The 16,418-nt window shown below is 73.9% G+C and carries 17 protein-coding genes; 10 read left to right on the top strand and 7 right to left on the bottom strand.

Annotated elements, in window-relative coordinates; all coding sequences use genetic code 11:
• Positions 1 to 8: 8 nt before the first annotated feature.
• On the bottom strand, positions 9 to 1,205 hold the full coding sequence (locus ACIBG7_RS22010) for an ROK family transcriptional regulator (protein WP_397337416.1): 1,197 nt from the start codon (positions 1,203 to 1,205) through the stop codon (positions 9 to 11).
• A 104-nt stretch (positions 1,206 to 1,309) separates the two neighbouring features.
• On the opposite strand from ACIBG7_RS22010, the gene ACIBG7_RS22005 reads away from it, so the two are divergent.
• The gene (locus ACIBG7_RS22005; RefSeq protein ID WP_397337415.1) at positions 1,310 to 2,482 is read left to right on the top strand and encodes an MFS transporter; all 1,173 of its coding nucleotides are present in this window, start codon (positions 1,310 to 1,312) and stop codon (positions 2,480 to 2,482) included.
• On the opposite strand, the gene ACIBG7_RS22000 is transcribed toward ACIBG7_RS22005, so the two are convergent.
• Positions 2,479 to 2,913 carry a DUF1579 family protein gene (locus ACIBG7_RS22000; RefSeq protein WP_397337414.1) on the bottom strand — a complete coding sequence of 145 codons (435 nt, stop codon included), beginning with the start codon at positions 2,911 to 2,913 and terminating at the stop codon, positions 2,479 to 2,481. The two genes, ACIBG7_RS22005 and ACIBG7_RS22000, sit on opposite strands and share 4 nt — an antisense overlap.
• A gap of 79 nt (positions 2,914 to 2,992) precedes the next feature.
• Between ACIBG7_RS22000 and ACIBG7_RS21995 the strand changes: the two genes are divergently transcribed.
• Entirely contained in the window at positions 2,993 to 3,730 is a 738-nt protein-coding gene (locus ACIBG7_RS21995) for a metalloregulator ArsR/SmtB family transcription factor (protein ID WP_397337413.1), read from the top strand.
• 58 nt (positions 3,731 to 3,788) lie between these two features.
• Here the strand turns inward: ACIBG7_RS21995 and ACIBG7_RS21990 are convergent, their stop codons facing one another.
• Positions 3,789 to 4,232 carry an RpiB/LacA/LacB family sugar-phosphate isomerase gene (locus ACIBG7_RS21990; RefSeq protein ID WP_357920880.1) on the bottom strand — a complete coding sequence of 148 codons (444 nt, stop codon included), beginning with the start codon at positions 4,230 to 4,232 and terminating at the stop codon, positions 3,789 to 3,791.
• A gap of 32 nt (positions 4,233 to 4,264) precedes the next feature.
• On the opposite strand from ACIBG7_RS21990, the gene ACIBG7_RS21985 reads away from it, so the two are divergent.
• From ACIBG7_RS21985 to ACIBG7_RS21955, 7 genes are read left to right on the top strand one after another with little or no spacing between them, the layout of a single operon-like run.
• Positions 4,265 to 4,837 carry an SseB family protein gene (locus ACIBG7_RS21985; protein WP_397337412.1) on the top strand — a complete coding sequence of 191 codons (573 nt, stop codon included), beginning with the start codon at positions 4,265 to 4,267 and terminating at the stop codon, positions 4,835 to 4,837.
• 20 nt (positions 4,838 to 4,857) lie between these two features.
• Complete coding sequence (locus ACIBG7_RS21980) at positions 4,858 to 5,505, top strand: prepilin peptidase (protein WP_397337411.1); 648 nt, start codon at positions 4,858 to 4,860, stop codon at positions 5,503 to 5,505.
• 44 nt (positions 5,506 to 5,549) lie between these two features.
• Positions 5,550 to 6,731, top strand: coding sequence for a chorismate synthase (gene aroC, locus ACIBG7_RS21975; RefSeq protein ID WP_357920872.1), 1,182 nt, complete (start codon positions 5,550 to 5,552; stop codon positions 6,729 to 6,731).
• Complete coding sequence (locus ACIBG7_RS21970; protein WP_357922143.1) at positions 6,731 to 7,228, top strand: shikimate kinase; 498 nt, start codon at positions 6,731 to 6,733, stop codon at positions 7,226 to 7,228. The genes aroC and ACIBG7_RS21970 overlap by 1 nt, the downstream gene beginning before the upstream one ends.
• Positions 7,225 to 8,295, top strand: coding sequence for a 3-dehydroquinate synthase (gene aroB / locus ACIBG7_RS21965; protein ID WP_397337409.1), 1,071 nt, complete (start codon positions 7,225 to 7,227; stop codon positions 8,293 to 8,295). Before ACIBG7_RS21970 ends, aroB begins: the two co-directional genes overlap by 4 nt.
• Entirely contained in the window at positions 8,292 to 8,708 is a 417-nt protein-coding gene (aroQ, locus tag ACIBG7_RS21960) for a type II 3-dehydroquinate dehydratase (RefSeq protein ID WP_357920866.1), read from the top strand. The genes aroB and aroQ overlap by 4 nt, the downstream gene beginning before the upstream one ends.
• Positions 8,705 to 9,466 carry an SGNH/GDSL hydrolase family protein gene (locus ACIBG7_RS21955; RefSeq protein ID WP_397337407.1) on the top strand — a complete coding sequence of 254 codons (762 nt, stop codon included), beginning with the start codon at positions 8,705 to 8,707 and terminating at the stop codon, positions 9,464 to 9,466. Before aroQ ends, ACIBG7_RS21955 begins: the two co-directional genes overlap by 4 nt.
• Positions 9,467 to 9,612: 146 nt before the next feature.
• On the opposite strand, the gene ACIBG7_RS21950 is transcribed toward ACIBG7_RS21955, so the two are convergent.
• From ACIBG7_RS21950 to ACIBG7_RS21940, 3 genes are all read right to left on the bottom strand, one after another.
• Positions 9,613 to 12,357 (bottom strand): BTAD domain-containing putative transcriptional regulator, encoded by a 2,745-nt coding sequence (locus tag ACIBG7_RS21950; protein WP_397337406.1) that lies wholly within the window; start codon positions 12,355 to 12,357, stop codon positions 9,613 to 9,615.
• A gap of 107 nt (positions 12,358 to 12,464) precedes the next feature.
• Entirely contained in the window at positions 12,465 to 12,896 is a 432-nt protein-coding gene (locus ACIBG7_RS21945) for a nitroreductase family deazaflavin-dependent oxidoreductase (RefSeq protein ID WP_397337405.1), read from the bottom strand.
• A gap of 9 nt (positions 12,897 to 12,905) precedes the next feature.
• Entirely contained in the window at positions 12,906 to 13,412 is a 507-nt protein-coding gene (locus ACIBG7_RS21940; protein ID WP_397337403.1) for a hypothetical protein, read from the bottom strand.
• A 109-nt stretch (positions 13,413 to 13,521) separates the two neighbouring features.
• Here ACIBG7_RS21940 and ACIBG7_RS21935 point away from each other — a divergent pair, with 109 nt between their 5' ends.
• Complete coding sequence (locus ACIBG7_RS21935; RefSeq protein ID WP_397337402.1) at positions 13,522 to 14,241, top strand: DUF1707 domain-containing protein; 720 nt, start codon at positions 13,522 to 13,524, stop codon at positions 14,239 to 14,241.
• Positions 14,242 to 14,314: 73 nt separating this feature from the next.
• Here the strand turns inward: ACIBG7_RS21935 and ACIBG7_RS21930 are convergent, their stop codons facing one another.
• Complete coding sequence (locus ACIBG7_RS21930) at positions 14,315 to 16,300, bottom strand: ATP-dependent DNA helicase (RefSeq protein WP_397337401.1); 1,986 nt, start codon at positions 16,298 to 16,300, stop codon at positions 14,315 to 14,317.
• Positions 16,301 to 16,418: the final 118 nt, after the last annotated feature.

The following is a 16,418-nucleotide window of genomic DNA, read 5'->3' as shown; positions in this document are numbered from 1 at the left end:
CGGGTGGGTCAGCCGAAGACCTCGTCGCGGACGCGGTCGAGGGCGGTCAGGACGGCGCCTTCGAGGATGGCGTTGCCCTCCACGGTGCTGGCCCGCACGAGGGTAGGCGGCGGGTAGAGCTCGGCCAGCCGCCCCTGCACCAGCTCGGCCAGCCCCGCTCCGCGTTCCCGGCCGGTGGCGCCGCCGAGCACGATCAGCCCGGGGTCGACGACCGCGGCGAGCGAGAACGCCCCGTGCACCACGCACTCGGCCAGGGCCGCGTCGGCGAGCCCGGCCCCGACGCTCTCCTGGACCAGGCAGCAGATCGGCTCGCCGCCGACCTCGATGAGGCCGACCTCGCCCGCGCCGCCCGAGGCGCCACGCCGCAGCCGCCCGTCCAGGACGAGCGCCGCGCCCACGCCGTCGTCGAGCCACAGCAGCGCGAAGTCGTCGTGCCCGGCCCCGGCGCCGAGGCGGTGCTCGGCGATGGCGGCGAGGTTGACCTCGTTCTCCATCGTCACCCGGGTCGCGGCCGGGTCGGTGAGCAGGCCGGACAGGCTCCGCCGTACCGCGTCGAGCAGGTCGGGACGCCAGCCGGGCAGGCCCTCGATGGTGGACAGGCCGGTGTGCGGGTGGACCACGCCGGGCGCGCCGATCACCACGTGGTGCAGCGGCCGGCCCTGCGCGGCCCGCGCCACCGCGGCGGCGAGCAGCCCGGGCAGGTCCACCTCGAGTGGAGAGCCGGGCGGGGAAACAGAGGCCGAGTCGGGCGGGAAGACGGAGGCGGAGCCGGGCGGGAAGACAGAGGCGGAGCCGGGCGATGAAACAGGGGCCGGGCCTGGCGGGGAATGAGGGGCCGGGCCTGGCGGGGAGACCGAGGCCGGGCCGGGCAGGGGGATGGAGGCCGAGCCGAGGACCTGGCCGGTGATGTCGGCGACGGTGGCGTGGACGGCGTTCCGCCGCAGGTCCACCCCCGCGACGTAGGCGCGCGCCGCGACCAGGCCGTAGACCCGCGCGTTCGGCCCGCGCCGCTCCTCGCCGCGCTCGCCGGTGACCTCGATGAGCCCCTCGCCCTGCAGCCGCTCGATGAGGTCGGAGACGGTGGGGCGCGACAGACCGGTCAGGTCCCGGAGCTGGGGAGCGGTCAACGGCCCCCGGGTCAGGAAGAGGTCGAGCGCGAGCCGGTCGTTGATGGCCCTGGCCAGGGCGGGGGTGGCGGTCCTCACGCCAGCCATAGTAGTCAGCCACGTTCCGTCAGGCCATGGTATTCATCAGGAAACCTTCCTGATAACTCTTTTCATCAGGAAGGCTGCCTGTTAATTTCACTCCCATGAGCTTCCACCGATCGATCGCCTTCGTCTTCGCGCTGCACGGCGCCGCCGCCGGAAGTCTGGCCACCCGCATCCCCTGGCTTCAGGAGCGGCTCGACCTGGGCGCGGGCGTGCTCGGGCTGATCCTGTTGTGTCCCGCCGTGGGGGCGTTCATCGGCATGCCCACCGCAGGCCACCTGGCCCACCGCTTCGGCGGCCGGACCACCACGCGGGTCCTGCTCGCGTTCTGGTGCGCGGTGCTGGCCCTGCCCGCGCTGGCCCCCTCGGTGCCGGTCCTGTTCGTGATCTTCTTGCTGTACGGAGTCGCCGCCGGCATGTGCGACGTGGTGATGAACGCCGAAGGGGTGGCCCTGGAGCGGCACCTCGGCAAGCCGATCGTCTCCGGCCTGCACGGCATGTGGTCGGTCGGCAGCCTGGTGGCCGGCGGCGCGGGCGTGCTGGCGGCGCACCTGGAGGTCGACGCCCGGCTGCACCTGGGCGGGCTGGCCCTGGTGCTGGTGGTCGTCGGGGTGTTCGCCGGACGCGGCCTGATGCCGGCCGGTCCCGAGGCCGCCGCCGCGCCGGCCCCCCGCCGCTTCGCCCTGCCCACCAAGGCGATCCTGGCGATCGGCGTGGTCGGCTTCTGCGGCACCTTCGCCGAGGGCGCCAGCTCCAACTGGGCCGCGGTGTACATGACCGAGGTGACCGGCGCGGGACCGGGCCTCGCGGCGGCGGCCTACACCGTCTTCATGCTCTTCATGGCCGGCACGCGCCTGGCCGGTGACACGCTGGTGCGGAGGATGGGCGCGGTGGCGGTCGCCAGGATCGGCGGCGCGCTGGCGGCCCTCGGCGGCCTGCTCGTCGCCACCGGAGCCTCGCAGGCGGTCTGCGTGGCCGGGTTCGCGCTGCTCGGGCTGGGGCTGGCGACGGTCGTGCCGCTGGTCTTCGCGACCGCCGGGCACATCGGCCGGACCCCCGGCGAGGGCATCGCGGGCGTCGCGACGATCACCTACCTGTCCGGGCTGACCGCGCCGGCGGTCACCGGCATGGTCGCCGACGGGGTGTCCTACCAGGCGGCCTTCGGGCTGATCGCGGTGATGGCCCTGCTCGTGGTCGTGCGGGCCGGCGCCCTGCGGCACCGCCCGTCCGGGCGTCCGGCGGCCGTCGCGGAGCCGGTGCTGGCGAAGGGCTAGGACTCCCTGGTGAAGGTCATGTCCATCCAGGGTTCCCAGGCCGAGCCGTCCTCGGTGCGCTCCCAGGCGGCGGCCATCGCCGAGCCGTCGGCGGCGAGGGTGAGGGTGGCCCGCTCGGCCGGGCCGGCGAAGGTCCAGACGCCGTCGGCGTCCACGCTGGCGGTCATGGTGGTGAAGGCGCCCTGGTTGTCGAAGGCGCGCATGGGATAGGTCCCGGTCGCCGGGTCGTAGGGGCCGATCAGCTCCAGGACCGCGACGGGCTCCCCGCCCATCACGACGTCGGCGCGGTGGACGAGGAAATGCTCGCCGGCCAGCCACTCGTAATGGTCGGTTCCGCTGATCGCAGCCGCCGGGCCGCTGACGGTCCTGCCCGCCGTACGCCAGTGGCCGACCAGGGCGTCCAGGCGGCGGTTCTCCGGATGAGGTGCCATGGGCGTGCTCCCTATGTAAGATGTTGCTTAACAACTTACATACTGCCTCGACGGGACGGCGAAGGGAAGCGGTGACCGGATGGACGACGCGCTGCGCGCGGTGGCCGACCCCACCCGGCGCGCCATCCTCCTGCTGGTGCGCGACGGCGAGGTCTCCGCGGGTGAGATCGCCGGCCGTTTCCCCGGGATGAGCCGCCCGGCGGTCTCCCAGCACCTGCGCACGCTGGTCGCCGCCGGTCTGGTGGAGATGCGCCGGGCGGGAAACCGGCGCTTCTACCGGCTGCGGCCCGAGGGCCTGGCCGACGCGGTGAGCTTCGTGGACGGCATGTGGTCGGCCGCGCTGGGCCGGCTGCGCCAGGCCGCCGAGCAGGAGGCCGAGCAGGAGGCCGAGCGGGAGGAACGGGAGGGCGGCGTCGTGACCGAGCAGCGGGTGCGCATCCAGGCCCAGCCGGAGACGGTCTGGCGGTTCCTCGTCGACCCGGCCCGGCTGGCGGCCTGGTGGGGTGAGGCCGAGGTGGACGCCCGGCCCGGAGGGGACCTGCGGGTGGCCATGGAGGGCGGGCCGCGGCCGGTGATGCGCGGGCAGTTCGTGGAGCTGGTGCCGTACGAGCGGCTGGTGTTCACCTTCGGGTGGGAGCCCACGCCTGGAGCGCCCGATCTGGCGCCGGGCGCGTCCCAGGTGGAGATCACCCTGGTCGCGGAGGACGGGGGCACCACGCTGACCCTGCGGCACACCGGGCTGCCCGCCGTCCTGGAGGGGGAGACCGGGGCGGGGTGGGCGCACCTGCTGCGGCGGCTCGGCTCAGCGGCGCGCTGAAGGCCGGTGGAGGCCGATGGAGGCCGATGGAGGCCGGTCGCGCGGAGAAGGCCGGAGGTCAGCCGCGCTGGATGTCGGTGAGGTGACCGATGTTGGCCACGTCGGCCGGGTCGGCGCTCGGCTCGGCGGCGAACCACGCGTCGAGGATCTCGCGCAGCACGACCTCGGAGGTGAGCCGCAGGCTGAGCGCGAGCGCGTTCGCGTCGTTCCAGCGGCGGGCGCCGCGCGCGGTCTCGGCGTCGGTGCACAGCGCCGCCCGCACCCCGGCCACCTTGTTGGCCGCGATACTCGCCCCGGTGCCGGTCCAGCAGCACACCACCGCCTGCTCGGCCCGCCCCTCGGCGACCGCGCGCGCCGCGGCCTCCGCCGCCCACGCCCAGTCGGCCCGCGCCCCCGGGTCGAGCGCGCCGTGCACGGCCACCTCGTGCCCCCGCGCGCGCAGCTCGGCCACCACCTTCTCCGCCACGCCGTCCAGGCTGTCGGCGGCCACCGCGATCCGCATACCAGCCATTATCAGCGGTAGCCTCGATGGTCGTGCCGAGCATTCCGCAACCTCTCGTCCCAGGTGACGACGGCAGCGCCGACGCCGCCCTCACCGCCGCCCTCGCCGCCCACGCCGCCGGGACGGCCGACGCCACCGCCGTGCTGACCGCGCTCGGCGAGGCGCGGCTGCTGGTGCCGGTGGTCGCCCTGCTGACCTCGTCCGAGGTCGGGCCCAACGGGCTCAAGCAGGAGAAGGAGAGCGAGATGGCGCTGCCCAAGCTGGTCGGCCAGGACGGGCGGGAGGCGGTGCTGGCCTTCACCGGCGCCGAGGCCCTGGCCCGCTGGCGGCCGGACGCCCGGCCGATCCAGGCCACCGCGCTCCAGGTCTGCCAGGCCGCCGCGCACGAGGGCGCCGCGGCGGTGGTCATCGACGTCGCGGGGCCGAGGCCGTTCGTCATCGAGGGCACCATGCTGGAGGTCATGGCGGCGGTGGAGTCCGGGACGGTCGACCAGCTCGACTCCGTCACCGTCGCCCGCGTCACGGAGGCCCCGCCCATGCCGGAGGCCCCGCCCAAGCCGGAGGGCCGCAGGTGGTTCGGCCGGCTTCGCCGGTCCGGCTCGTGAGGCTCGGCTAGGGTCGGGCCGTGCTCGTCCTCCTCTGCGGCGTGCTCGGCTTCCTGGCCGGGGTGTACGTCCGCGCCGCCGCCGGGGCCTTCGAGGCCGACCCGCCCGACACCAGGGCCGAGGCCCGGCGGGCGCTGGCGGCGCTGCGCCGGTGGCCGGTGCCGGCCCGGGTCCCGGTCGTCGAACTGCTCACCGGGGCGGTGTGCGCGCTTGTGGCGTGGCGGGCGGCTCCGCCGTACCTGCCGGGGTTGCTGTTCGCGGGGCTGCTCGGCACCCTGCTCGCGGTGGTCGACTGGCGCACCTTCCGGCTGCCTGACGTGCTCACCCTGCCCGCCTACCCGATCCTGGCCCTGCTGCTGATCCCGACCGGCGAGCTGCTCCGCGCCCTGCTGGGCGCGCTCGCGCTCGGGCTGCTGTACGGCGTGCTGTGGTTCGTCCGCCCGGCGGCGATGGGCCTGGGCGACGTGAAGCTGGCCGGTCTGATCGGGCTGGCGACGGCGGCGCTCGGCTGGCAGAGCTGGGCCGTCGCCGCGGTCGGCGGCCAGGTGCTGGGCGCCTGCTACGCCGTCGGCCTGCTCCTGGCCAGGAAGGCCGACCGGTCCACCGAGTTCCCCTTCGGCCCCTTCATGCTCCTGGGCGGCCTGGCGGCCATCTGTCTCATCCAGTGACCGCAGGGACGGTGCACCTGGCCGGATCTGGAAGACTTGACGGCATGTTGCGCTGGTTGACCGCCGGAGAGTCCCACGGCCCCGAACTCGTCGCGATCCTGGAAGGCCTCCCCGCAGGGGTAGAGGTCACCACGGCGGCGATCGACGAGGCGCTGCGCCGCCGCAGGCTCGGCTACGGCCGCGGCGCGCGGATGAAGTTCGAGGAGGACAAGGTCTCCATCGTCGGCGGCGTACGGCACGGCCGCTCGATGGGCAGCCCGGTGGCCGTCCGCGTGGGCAACACCGAGTGGCCCAAGTGGGAGAAGGTCATGGCGGCCGACCCGGTCGACCCGGCCGAGCTGGAGGGCATGGCGCGCAACGCGCCCCGCTCCCGCCCGCGCCCCGGCCACGCCGACCTGGCCGGCATGCAGAAGTACGGCTTCGACGACGCCCGCAACGTCCTCGACCGCGCCAGCGCCCGCGAGACCGCGGCGCGCGTCGCGCTCGGCGAGGTCGCCCGGCGCTTCCTCAAGCAGGCGCTCGGCGTCGAGATCCTCAGCCACGTCGTCTCCATCGGCGGCACCCGCACGCCCGCCGAGGCCCTGCCGCTCCCGGCCGACCTGGCCCGCATCGACGACGACCCGGTGCGCTGCTTCGACGCCGCCGGCAGCGCGGCCATGGTCGAGACGATCGACAAGGCGCACAAGGACGGCGACACGCTCGGCGGCGTCGTCGAGGTGCTGGCCTACGGCCTGCCGCCCGGCCTGGGCAGCTACACGCACTGGGACCGCAGGCTCGACGCCCGGCTGGCCGCCGCGCTGATGGGCATCCAGGCGATCAAGGGCGTCGGCGTCGGCGACGGCTTCGAGACCGCCGACCGGCCCGGCTCCCGCGCCCACGACGAGATCGAGTACACCACCGCCGACGGCGTCAAGCGCATCACCAACCGCGCGGGCGGCGTCGAGGGCGGCATGAGCAACGGCGAGGTCCTGCGGGTCAGCGCCGCGATGAAGCCGATCTCCACCGTGCCGCGGGCGCTGGCCACCATCGACGTCAAGACCGGCGAGGCGGCCAAGGCCCACCACGAGCGCTCCGACGTCTGCGCCGTGCCGGCCGCGGGCATCGTCGCCGAGGCGATGGTCGCCCTGGTGCTGGCCGACGCGGCGCTGGAGAAGTTCGGCGGCGACTCGGTCGAGGAAGTCGCGCGCAACCTGTCCGGATACCTCTCTTCGATGGTGATCAAGTGATGAAGGCCGTCCTGATCGGCGCCCCCGGGTCGGGCAAGACCACCGTGGGCCGCCTGCTCGCCGCCAAGCTCGGCGTGGGCTTCCGCGACACCGACGCCGACGTCGAGGCGGTGGCGGGCAAACCGGTGAGCGACATCTTCGTCGAGGACGGCGAGGAGCGCTTCCGCGAACTGGAGGCCGAGGCGGTCCGCCAGGCGCTGGCCGAGCACGACGGCGTGCTGTCGCTCGGCGGCGGCGCGGTGCTGCGCGAGGCGACCCAGGCCCTGCTCGACGGCCACCCCGTCGTCTACCTGCAGGTGGGGCTGTCCGACGCGGTCCAGCGGGTCGGCCTGGGCTCGGCCCGGCCGCTGCTGGTGCTCAACCCGCGCAGCCAGCTCAAGAAGCTGATGGAGGAGCGCCGCCCGATCTACGAGCGGCTGGCCGTGCTGACCGTGGCCACCGACGGGCGCGCCCCGCAGGAGCTGGCCGAGGAGATCGTGGAAGGGCTGGCCTCGTGAGCGCGACCCGGATCACCGTGCGCGGCGATCAGCCGTACGACGTGGTGGTCGGCACCGACGTGCTGGGCGAGCTGCCCTCGCTGGTCGGCGAGGGGGTGCGCACGGTGGCGGTGATCCACCCCGCGACCCTGCCCGAGATCACCCGCCCGGTCGTCGCGTCGCTGACCGAGGCGGGCTACGAGGTCGTCGCGCTGCCGGTGCCCGACGGCGAGGCGGCCAAGTCCGTCGAGGTCGCCGCCCAGCTCTGGTCGGCGCTCGGCCGCTACGGCATCACCCGCTCCGACGCGGTCGTGGGTGTGGGCGGCGGTGCGACCACCGACCTGGCCGGCTTCATCGCCGGCACCTGGCTGCGCGGCATCAAGGTCGTGCTCGTGCCGACCACACTGCTGGCCATGGTCGACGCCGCGGTCGGCGGCAAGAACGGCATCGACACCCCCGAGGGCAAGAACCTCGTCGGCACCTTCCTGCCGCCCGCCGGCGTGCTCTGCGACCTGACCACGCTGACCTCGCTGCCCCGCGCCGACTACGTCGCCGGGCTCGCCGAGATCATCAAGGGCGGCTTCATCGCCGACCCGACCATCCTCATGCTGGTCGAGGACGACCCCGACGCCGCCACCCGGCCCGAGGGCGAGCACACCCGGGAGCTGATCGAGCGCAAGATCCGCGTCAAGGCCGACGTGGTCGGCGCCGACCTGCGCGAGGCCGGGCTGCGCGAGATCCTCAACTACGGCCACACCCTCGCCCACGCCATCGAGCGGCACGAGGACTACCGCATGCGGCACGGCGAGGCCGTGGCGATCGGCATGGTCTACGCCGCCGAGCTGTCGCGCCTGTCCGGCCGCGCCGACCTGGTCGACCGCACCCGCGACATCCTCACCTCGGTCGGGCTGCCCACCTTCTACCGGCGCGACGCCTGGCCGGCGCTGCGCGACCACATGCGGCTCGACAAGAAGAACCGCGGCGCCAAGCAGCGCTTCGTCGTCCTCGACGACCTGGCCAAGCCGGCCCGGCTCGAAGGGCCGTCGGAGGAACTGCTGCAGGCGGCCTACTGGGAGGTCTCGCGATGAGGGTCCTGGTCCTGAACGGCCCCAACCTGCGCCGCCTCGGCACCCGCGAACCCGACGTCTACGGCGCCGACACCTATGATGACCTGGTGAAACTCTGCGAGCAGACCGGCGCGGAGCTCGGCTACGAGGTCGAGGTGCGCCAGACCGACGACGAGGCCACGATGATCGGGTGGCTGCACGAGGCCGCCGACGGGAAGATCCCGGTCGTCATCAACCCGGCCGCCTTCACCCACTACTCCTACGGCCTGCGCGACGCCGCCGCGCAGCGCACCGCGCCGCTGATCGAGGTGCACATCTCCAACCCGGCCACCCGGGAGGAGTTCCGTCACCTGTCGGTCGTCGCCGGCGTGGCCACCGGCACCATCGCCGGCTTCGGCCTCAACTCCTACGTGCTGGCACTGAAGGCGCTGTGAAGTTCGTCGCGCTGGGGGACAGCTTCACCGAGGGGCTCAACGACCCGGGCCCCGACGGGCACTTCCGCGGCTGGGCCGACCGCGTCGCCGAACGGCTGGCGCAGGTGCACCCCGACTTCGAGTACGCCAACCTCGCGGTGCGCGGCAAGCTGCTGGCGCAGATCGTCGAGGAGCAGGTGCCGCTGGCCGTCAAGATGCGGCCCGACCTGGTCAGCTTCTGCGCGGGCGGCAACGACCTGATGCGGCCGGGCAGCGACCCCGACCAGATGGCCAAGACGCTGGCCGGCGCGGTGCGCGAGCTGCTCGCCACCGGGGCCGAGGTGCTGCTGTTCACCGGGGTGGACGTGCGCGACACCCCGCTGATGCGCCGGATGCGCGGCAAGTTCGCGATCTTCTACCTGCACATCCGTTCCATCGCCGACCTGTACGGCTGCCGCGTGGTCGACCAGTGGTCGATGCAGGCCATCCGCGACTGGCGGGCCTGGAGCTCCGACCGGATCCACCTCAACGAGGAGGGGCACCGGCTGGTCGCCGCCAAGGTGCTCGACGTGCTCGGGGTGGCGGGGGTGGACACCTGGCGTTACTCCTGGCCGCCGCGTGACGACGTCGATCCGCGGGCGCGGCGCAAGGAGGACGCGCGGTGGGTGCGCGAGTTCCTGGTGCCGTGGATCTCGCGGCGACTGCGGGGCACCTCGTCGGGGGACGGGCTCGACCCCAAGCGCCCCGGCCTCGGCCCCTGGCCCGGCGCGGGCTCATAGCGGGCTGACCGGCCCGCTCGTGGAGGGGTGGCCGGGCCGCGCATAGAGGGTTGGCCGGCCCGCTCATAGAGGATCCATATCGCCGGCCGCTACCGTGAGACACGGTGAACGGCCGGTGCGACCGGGGGTCCGGCGGTTCACCGGGCCTACATCCCGCGGCCGATCGGCCCGGGAGGGCCCGGACGCGGCTGGGTCAGGTGCGCCTCACCCTCGTCGGCGGTCATCAGGCCGCTGTCCACGAGGATCGCGACGCTCCCGGCCCAGGCCAGCCGGGCCTCGGGCTCGTCACCGAGTTCTGCCCGGGTGTCACCGAGCTGCCACTGGATGGCCGCCTCGGTGAGCTGGTCGCCATGGGTTCTGGCCAGGGCGAGCGCCTCATCGAGGCAGCCGAGCGCGAGCCGGGGTTCGCCGCGCATCCGGTACAGGTCGGCGAGGTTGGTGTAGGAGACGCCCTGCGCGCGGGTCAGGCGGAGTCCGCGCCGCAGGTCCAGCGCCTCCTGCGCCAGCACCAGGGCTCGGTCCAGGTCGCCCGTCCTGGCGTGCAGGATGCCGAGGTTGTCCAGCGCGTCGGCCAGGCCCTCGCCGTCGCCCGCTTCGCGGCGGATGGCGACGGCCTCGTCCATCGCCGCGATGGCGCGGTCAGGGCGGCCCATGCGCAGGTGCGCCATGGCCATGTTGCTGAGCGCCGACGCCTGGCGGGGGCGGTCGTCGAGCGCCTTCCACAACGCGGTCGCGCTCTCCACCTGCGCCACACCCTCGGCCAGGCGGCCGGTGATGAGCAGGGCCACGCCGTACATGTTGTGCGACTCGGCGAGCTGCTCGGTGTCGCCGGCGGCCCGGGCGGCGGCCACGCTCTCCCCGGCCAGCAGGGTCAGCTCGCGGATGCCGCCCCGGTGCAGGAGCACCCGGCCCAGCGTGCGGGCCAGGCGCACGCCGAGCGGGTACCAGCGCGGCTCGCGCAGCAGCTGCAGCGAGGCCGTGACCAGGTCGGGGGTCTCGGCGTCGAGCCAGGCGACGGCCTGCTCGGCGGTGGCGAGCGGCAGGCCGGGGTGGGTGGGCTCGTGGCCCTCCAGGCCGGTGAGCTCGCCGGCCTGCATCGCGGCGTGCACGGTGATCGTGGTGGCGAAGTAGCAGTTCGCGCCCCGGTCGAGCAGCTCGTCGCGGTCGTCGAGGGCGGCGGCCAGCTCGCGGGCGTGCAGCAGGATCAGGTCGTGCGTGCCGTACCGCAGGGAGCCGGACCCGCCGGGGCCGAGCGGTTCGAGCAGCCCGGCGGCGGTCAGCCGGGCGAAACCGGACTCGGTCTCGCGGCCGAGCATCGCGCCGGCCAGCGCAGGGGTGAAGGTGTAGGCGTCCAGCACGCCGAGCGCGGCGAACAGCCGGGCGTCCTCGGGGGCGAGCCGCTGCACGCTGAGCGCGAGCCCGGCCCGGACGGCGAGGTCGTCCTGCTGGAGCGCGTCGAGGCGGCGGCGCTCGTCGGCCAGCTTGACGATCAGATCGGCGGGCGCGGTGCCGGGGTCGGCGGCGAGCTGCGCGGCCACGATGCGCAACGCCAGCGGCAGGCCCCCGCACAGCCGGACCAGCTCCGCGCGCTCGGCGGGGGAGCCCGGCACCATCGCGGCGGCCTCCTCCTCGGCCAGCGGCGTGAGGCGCAGGTGCGTCGCGCCGTCGAGCGTGGAGAGCACGCCGCGGCTGGTCACCACGACCGCGCAGCCGGCCCCGGCGGGCAGCAGGGGCCGGACCTGCGCGCTGTCGAGCGCGTTGTCGAGGACCACCAGCACCCGCCGCCGGCTGGTCAGCGAGCGGAACCGGCCCGCCGCCTCGTCCGGGTTGTCCGGGACCTCGTCGGGCGGGACGCCGAACGAGCGCAGGAAGCGCCCGAGCACCTCCACCGGCTGCACCGGCTCCACGCCCGGCGTCGAACCGTGCAGGTTGACGTAGAGGTGGCCGTCCGGGAACTCGTGCGCGGCCAGATGGGCGGCCTTGACCGCCAGCGCCGACTTGCCCATCCCGCCCGCACCGGCGATGGCCGCGATGACCGCCCGGCCCTCGCCCAGCAGCGTGGTCAGCCGCTTGAGCTCCTCGGTCCGCCCGGTGAAGGCGGCCGGGTCGGCGGGCAGCTCCGACGGCACCGGGCCGCCCCTGTCGTCCCTGCGCGCCTGCAGGCCGGGGTCGTCGAGCAGGATCGCCTGGTGCAGCTCGCGCAGTTCCGTCCCCGGTTCGAGCCCCAGCTCCTCGGCGAGCAACTGGTGGCCGCTCCGGTAGAGCTCCAGCGCCTCGGCCCGGCGGCCGCAACGGTGCAGCGCCAGCATGAGCTGCGCTCGGGACCGCTCGCGCAGCGGGTGCTCGGCGACGAACGCCGCCAGCCGGTCGATCACCTCGGCGTGCCGGCCCAGCTCCAGCTCCAGCCCGGCCCACTCCTCGTGCACCGCCGGGCGCAGCTCCGACCAGCGTTCGGCCGCGTCGGTGACCCGGCCCAGGCCCTCCAGCACCGGCCCGCGCCAGAGCCCCAGCGCCTGTTCCAGCAGGGGCGCGCCCTGCTCGGGAGCCGAGCGGCGGGCGCGCGCGATCAGCTCCTCCGCCTCCCGCGCGTCGAGACTCGGCGCGAGCACGCGGTAGCCCGCGCCGACCGTCTCGATCAGCGCCGGATCGGCGCCGGCCAGTTTCAGCGCCCGGCGCAGCCCCGAGACCGCGATCGCCACCTGGCCCCTGGCCGACTGCGGCGGGTCGTCGCCCCACACCAGGTCGATCAGGCGCTCGACGGAGACCGCGTGGCCGTCGTTGAGCAGCAGGAGAGCCATGGTCGCGCGCGGGCGCGGGCCGCCCAGATGCACCGGCCGGCCGCCGGCGAGCACCTCGAGCGGGCCGAGGATGTTGAAGCGCACTGCGTTCACGAGGAGGGACCGGTTTCGGTGAGGGGGATTCGGCGGCGAACGGTCTGGTGAACGATCTGCCGCCGGCGAGTCCTGGCGGAGCCGCGCCGGCGATCTGGGCGGTCCTGTCAGCGGCGGGTGAGGATCACCACCGGGATGTCCCGGGTGGTCTTCCGCTGGTAGGACTCGTAGTTCGGGAAGATCTTCACCAGCCCCGGCCACAGCCGGGCCTTCTCCTCGGGCGTGGCGGTGCGGGCCGTCGCCTTGAACCGCTCGGCCTTCACCTGCACCTCCACCCTGGGGTCGGCCTCCAGGTTGAGGTACCACAGCGGGTGCGTCGGCGAGCCGCCCAGCGAGGCGACGATCACGTAGTCGTCCCCGTCCCTGCCGTAGATCAGCGCGGTACGGCGGCGCAGCCCGCTCTTGCGTCCCGTGGTGGTCAGCAGCAGCGTCGGCGCGCCGTGGAAGGAGTGGCCCTTGGCCCCGTCGCTCTCGACGTAGCTCTGGATGTGCTTGGCGACCCAGCCGGTCGGACTGTCGTGGATCTCCTCATCGGACATGGTCCGATCTTAGGCATCCGCAGGGTTCCTGCCCGCTGGAGCGAAACCTTGGAACAGTCCATAGACAAACAGCGCACGATATTTCCGGCTTTCATGGGAGAAATCCACCGCCCAGTGGTTCGGTGCCGCGCCCTCCCGCTGCTCCGCGCCCGGGAAACTCGCCGCCACGTCCGCCACCACGCACGTCCACGGCACCAGCTCCGCGAACCCCACCCGCCTGACCTCGCCCGGCCGGACCAGCCACTGGTGCCACACCCCGCCGCCCGGTCCCGCCACCGCCTCGAACTCCAGCTCCGGCCAGTACGGCAGGCGCCACCTGGCCACCTTGCAGCTCAACGCCCCGAACTCCGCCGTCCCCTCCGACACCGGACTCCCCAGCACCGCGCGCAACCCCCGCAGCCCTCGGGGCGCCCGGGCCGAGTACGCCATCTTCGTCCACTGCGTCTGCGCCGCGCGCACCTCCGCCGCCGAGGCGTGCAGTTCCTTCAGCGCCTCCTCCACCCGTGGGGCGTTCACGTCACGCATGCGATGCATCAGGACCAGTTGGAACTGGCGTGGGCCGAAAGTCACGCCTCACAGTCTCGCCCATCGTCTTGGCCGGGGTGCCCGATCTAGGGTGACACCCATGCCCGATCCCACCCCTCACCCTCACCCCCCGCCTTCTCCCGCCGGTTCCCAGCCACCCGACCCGGCCGCCCCCGGGCCGGCCGCCTCGTCCGCGGCTCATGAGACCGAGACCCGCCAGGGCGCCCCTCACCGGGACGAGTCCTCCCACGAGGTCGAGATCTCCCCTGGAGTCCGGGCCGGGGACGCCGACCGGGAAGAGGCGGCCGACCGGCTGCGGGCCGCCGTGGGGGAGGGCCGGATCAGCGTGGACGAACTGGTCGCCCGAGTGGACCGCGTCTACACCGCCCGCACGATCGCCGAGCTGAGCGACCTCCTCGCCGACCTCCCGACCGGCGAGCCACCGTCCACCACCCCGCAGAGGGACTCCGTCCTGGAGCTCACCCGCGGCAAGCTGGTCCGCGACGGCCGCTGGACCGTCCCGCCCCTGATCAAGGTCAGGATCGGCGGCACCGGCAAGGTCCGGCTCGACTTCACCGCCGCCGACTGCCGCCACCGCGAGATCGTGGTGGACCTGGAGGTGCGGTCGTGGTTCAACGACGTCACCATCCTCGTGCCGCGGGGCTGGCAGGTGCGGGCCGAGGAGGTGCGCCGCCAAGCCCTCGGCGCCGTCTTCAACCGCCCCCCGATCCCCCTGGCCCCGGACGGCGTGGTGGTGCACCTGACCGGCTACGTCCGGGCGGGCGACATCTGGATCAAATACCGCCGCCCCCGCCCCTGACCGATGCGCGTGTCCAACCCGCCTCCGGCCGCCCGGCGGTCTCCCCCTGAGTCGGCGGGCAGCCCCGGGTGGGTTAACCGGCGAGGCGTTTGAGGGCGGCGCGGGGGATGGCGGGGTCGGTGGTGCGCCAGAAGGGGGGCAGCGAGTTGAGCAAGAACCCGCTGTACCGGGCGGTGGCCAGCCTCGGGTCGAGGACGGCGACGACGCCCTTGTCGTCCTGGGAGCGGATGAGCCGGCCGACCCCCTGCGCGAGGAACAGCGCGGCGTGGTTGGCGGCGACGGCCATGAAGCCGTTGCCGCCCCGCGCGGCGACGTGCCGCTGGCGGGCCGAGGTGAGCGGGTCGTCAGGCCGGGGGAAGGGCACGCGGTCGATGATGACCAGCCGGAGCGAGGGCCCGGGCACGTCCACGCCCTGCCAGAGCGACAGGGTGCCGAACAGGCAGGTGGGCTCGTCCTCGGCGAACTGCCGGACCAGGAGCATCGTCGAGTCGTCGCCCTGGCACAGCAGCGGGACGTCGAGCCGGTCACGGAGCGCCTCGGTGGCGGCCTTGGCGGCCCGCATGGAGGAGAAGAGCCCGAGGGTACGCCCCCCGGCGGCCTGGATGAGCTCGGTGATCTCGTCGAGGTAGGCCTCGGGCAGCCCGTCGCGGCCGGGCTGGGGGAGGTGCTTGGCGACGTACAGGATGCCGGCGCGGGGGTGGTCGAAGGGCGAGCCGACGTCGATGCCCTGCCATTCGCCGTCGCCCAGCCCCCACTGGCGGGCCAGGCCGTCGAAGGTGCCGCCGAGGGCGAGGGTGGCCGAGGTGAGGACGACGGTACGGTCGCCGAAGAGCTTGTCGCGCAACATGCCGCCGACGCCGAGCGGGGCGACGCGCAGGATGGGCGGGCGGCGGTCGGTGCCGGCCTCCAGCCAGACGACCTCCGCCCGGTCGACCTCGGACTCGTGGCCGAAGGCGTCGAGCATGCGCACGGCGGTGTCGTGGACCTCGTCGAGGGCGGCGAAGGCCATCTTGCGCTGGCCGCCCTTCTCCGGGTCGTCCTTGTCGGCGTTTCGCGAGCCCATGGCGGTGATGCAAGCGTGGGCGGAGTCACGGACCAGGGCGAGCGTCAGGCCGAGGACCTGGGGCAGCTCGTCGATGCGGCCGTCGGGCGCGGCGGCCAGGAGCGCCTTGAGGTCTTCCCCGGCCTCCTGGAGGCGGTCGGCGACCGGCTGTTCGATGAGCCGGCCTGCTCGCCGTACGGCAAGGAAGATGGAGTTCTCGGAGAGCTCGTCGGTGACGACGGAGGTGACGCGGTCGACGAGCTCGTGGGCCTCGTCTACGACGACCACGTCGTGCTCGGGGAGGATGGACATCTCCTCCATGGCGTCGATGGCCAGCAGCGCGTGGTTGGTGACCACGACGTCGACCTCGCCGGCGCGGGCCTTGGCGGCCTCGGCGAAGCACTCGGCGGCGCTGGGACAGCGGGAGGAGCCCAGGCACTCGCGGGCGCTGACCGAGAACTGCCGCCAGGCGGACTCGTTGACGCCCGGGACGAGCTCGTCACGGTCGCCGGTCTCGGTCTCCTCGGCCCACTCCTGGATGCGCTGGACCATCCGGCCGGTGGCGCTGACCTCGCGCGGGTCGAAGAGCTGGTCCTGCTCCTCTTCCTCCGGCCAGCCGGCGGTGAGCTTGTAGCGGCACAGGTAGTTGCGGCGGCCCTTGAGGATCGCGAAGGTCGGCTCGTGCGGCAGCTCCTTGGCGAGCGTCTCGGCCAGCCGGGGCAGGTCGCGGTCGACGAGCTGGCGCTGGAGCGCGATGGTGGCGGTGGAGATCACCACGGTGGTGTCGGACTCCATCGCGTGCCGGATCGCGGGCACCAGGTAGGCCAGCGACTTGCCGGTGCCGGTGCCGGCCTGCACGGCCAGATGCTCTTCCTTGTCGATCGCATGCTGTACGGCACGCGTCATGGTCACCTGACCAGGTCTCTCGCTTCCGCCCAGCGAGCTGACGGCGGCCTTGAGAAGTTCTTCGACTGGGGGAAGGAGGGAGTCCGGCACGGGAGTAAACGGTACCCGCATCCGGGGGGCGGACCGGCTCGCATTGTGGATAACTTCCCGTGGCGAGGCATGCGCATCCCGGCGTTCCAGAGCCCGTCCGACGGCTCGCGTGGCACACTGGCGACGTCCGGAGGTCAAG

Origin of the sequence: Nonomuraea sp. NPDC050328 (assembly GCF_044459405.1) — a bacterium.
Classification (GTDB): Bacteria; Actinomycetota; Actinomycetes; order Streptosporangiales; family Streptosporangiaceae; genus Nonomuraea.
Note: the sequence above shows the minus strand (reverse complement) of the source record. Positions and strands in the feature narration are given on the sequence as shown.

What these genes read in the sequence shown, in the direction of transcription:
- ACIBG7_RS22005 (WP_397337415.1), top strand. Translation starts at nt 1,310, where the DNA reads ATGAGCTTCCACCGATCGATCGCCTTCGTCTTCGCGCTGCACGGCGCC.
- ACIBG7_RS22000 (WP_397337414.1), bottom strand. Translation starts at nt 2,913, where the DNA reads ATGGCACCTCATCCGGAGAACCGCCGCCTGGACGCCCTGGTCGGCCAC.
- ACIBG7_RS21995 (WP_397337413.1), top strand. Translation starts at nt 2,993, where the DNA reads ATGGACGACGCGCTGCGCGCGGTGGCCGACCCCACCCGGCGCGCCATC.
- ACIBG7_RS21990 (WP_357920880.1), bottom strand. Translation starts at nt 4,232, where the DNA reads ATGCGGATCGCGGTGGCCGCCGACAGCCTGGACGGCGTGGCGGAGAAG.
- aroC (WP_357920872.1), top strand. Translation starts at nt 5,550, where the DNA reads ATGTTGCGCTGGTTGACCGCCGGAGAGTCCCACGGCCCCGAACTCGTC.
- ACIBG7_RS21970 (WP_357922143.1), top strand. Translation starts at nt 6,731, where the DNA reads ATGAAGGCCGTCCTGATCGGCGCCCCCGGGTCGGGCAAGACCACCGTG.
- aroQ (WP_357920866.1), top strand. Translation starts at nt 8,292, where the DNA reads ATGAGGGTCCTGGTCCTGAACGGCCCCAACCTGCGCCGCCTCGGCACC.
- ACIBG7_RS21945 (WP_397337405.1), bottom strand. Translation starts at nt 12,896, where the DNA reads ATGTCCGATGAGGAGATCCACGACAGTCCGACCGGCTGGGTCGCCAAG.
- ACIBG7_RS21935 (WP_397337402.1), top strand. Translation starts at nt 13,522, where the DNA reads ATGCCCGATCCCACCCCTCACCCTCACCCCCCGCCTTCTCCCGCCGGT.
- ACIBG7_RS21930 (WP_397337401.1), bottom strand. Translation starts at nt 16,300, where the DNA reads ATGCGGGTACCGTTTACTCCCGTGCCGGACTCCCTCCTTCCCCCAGTC.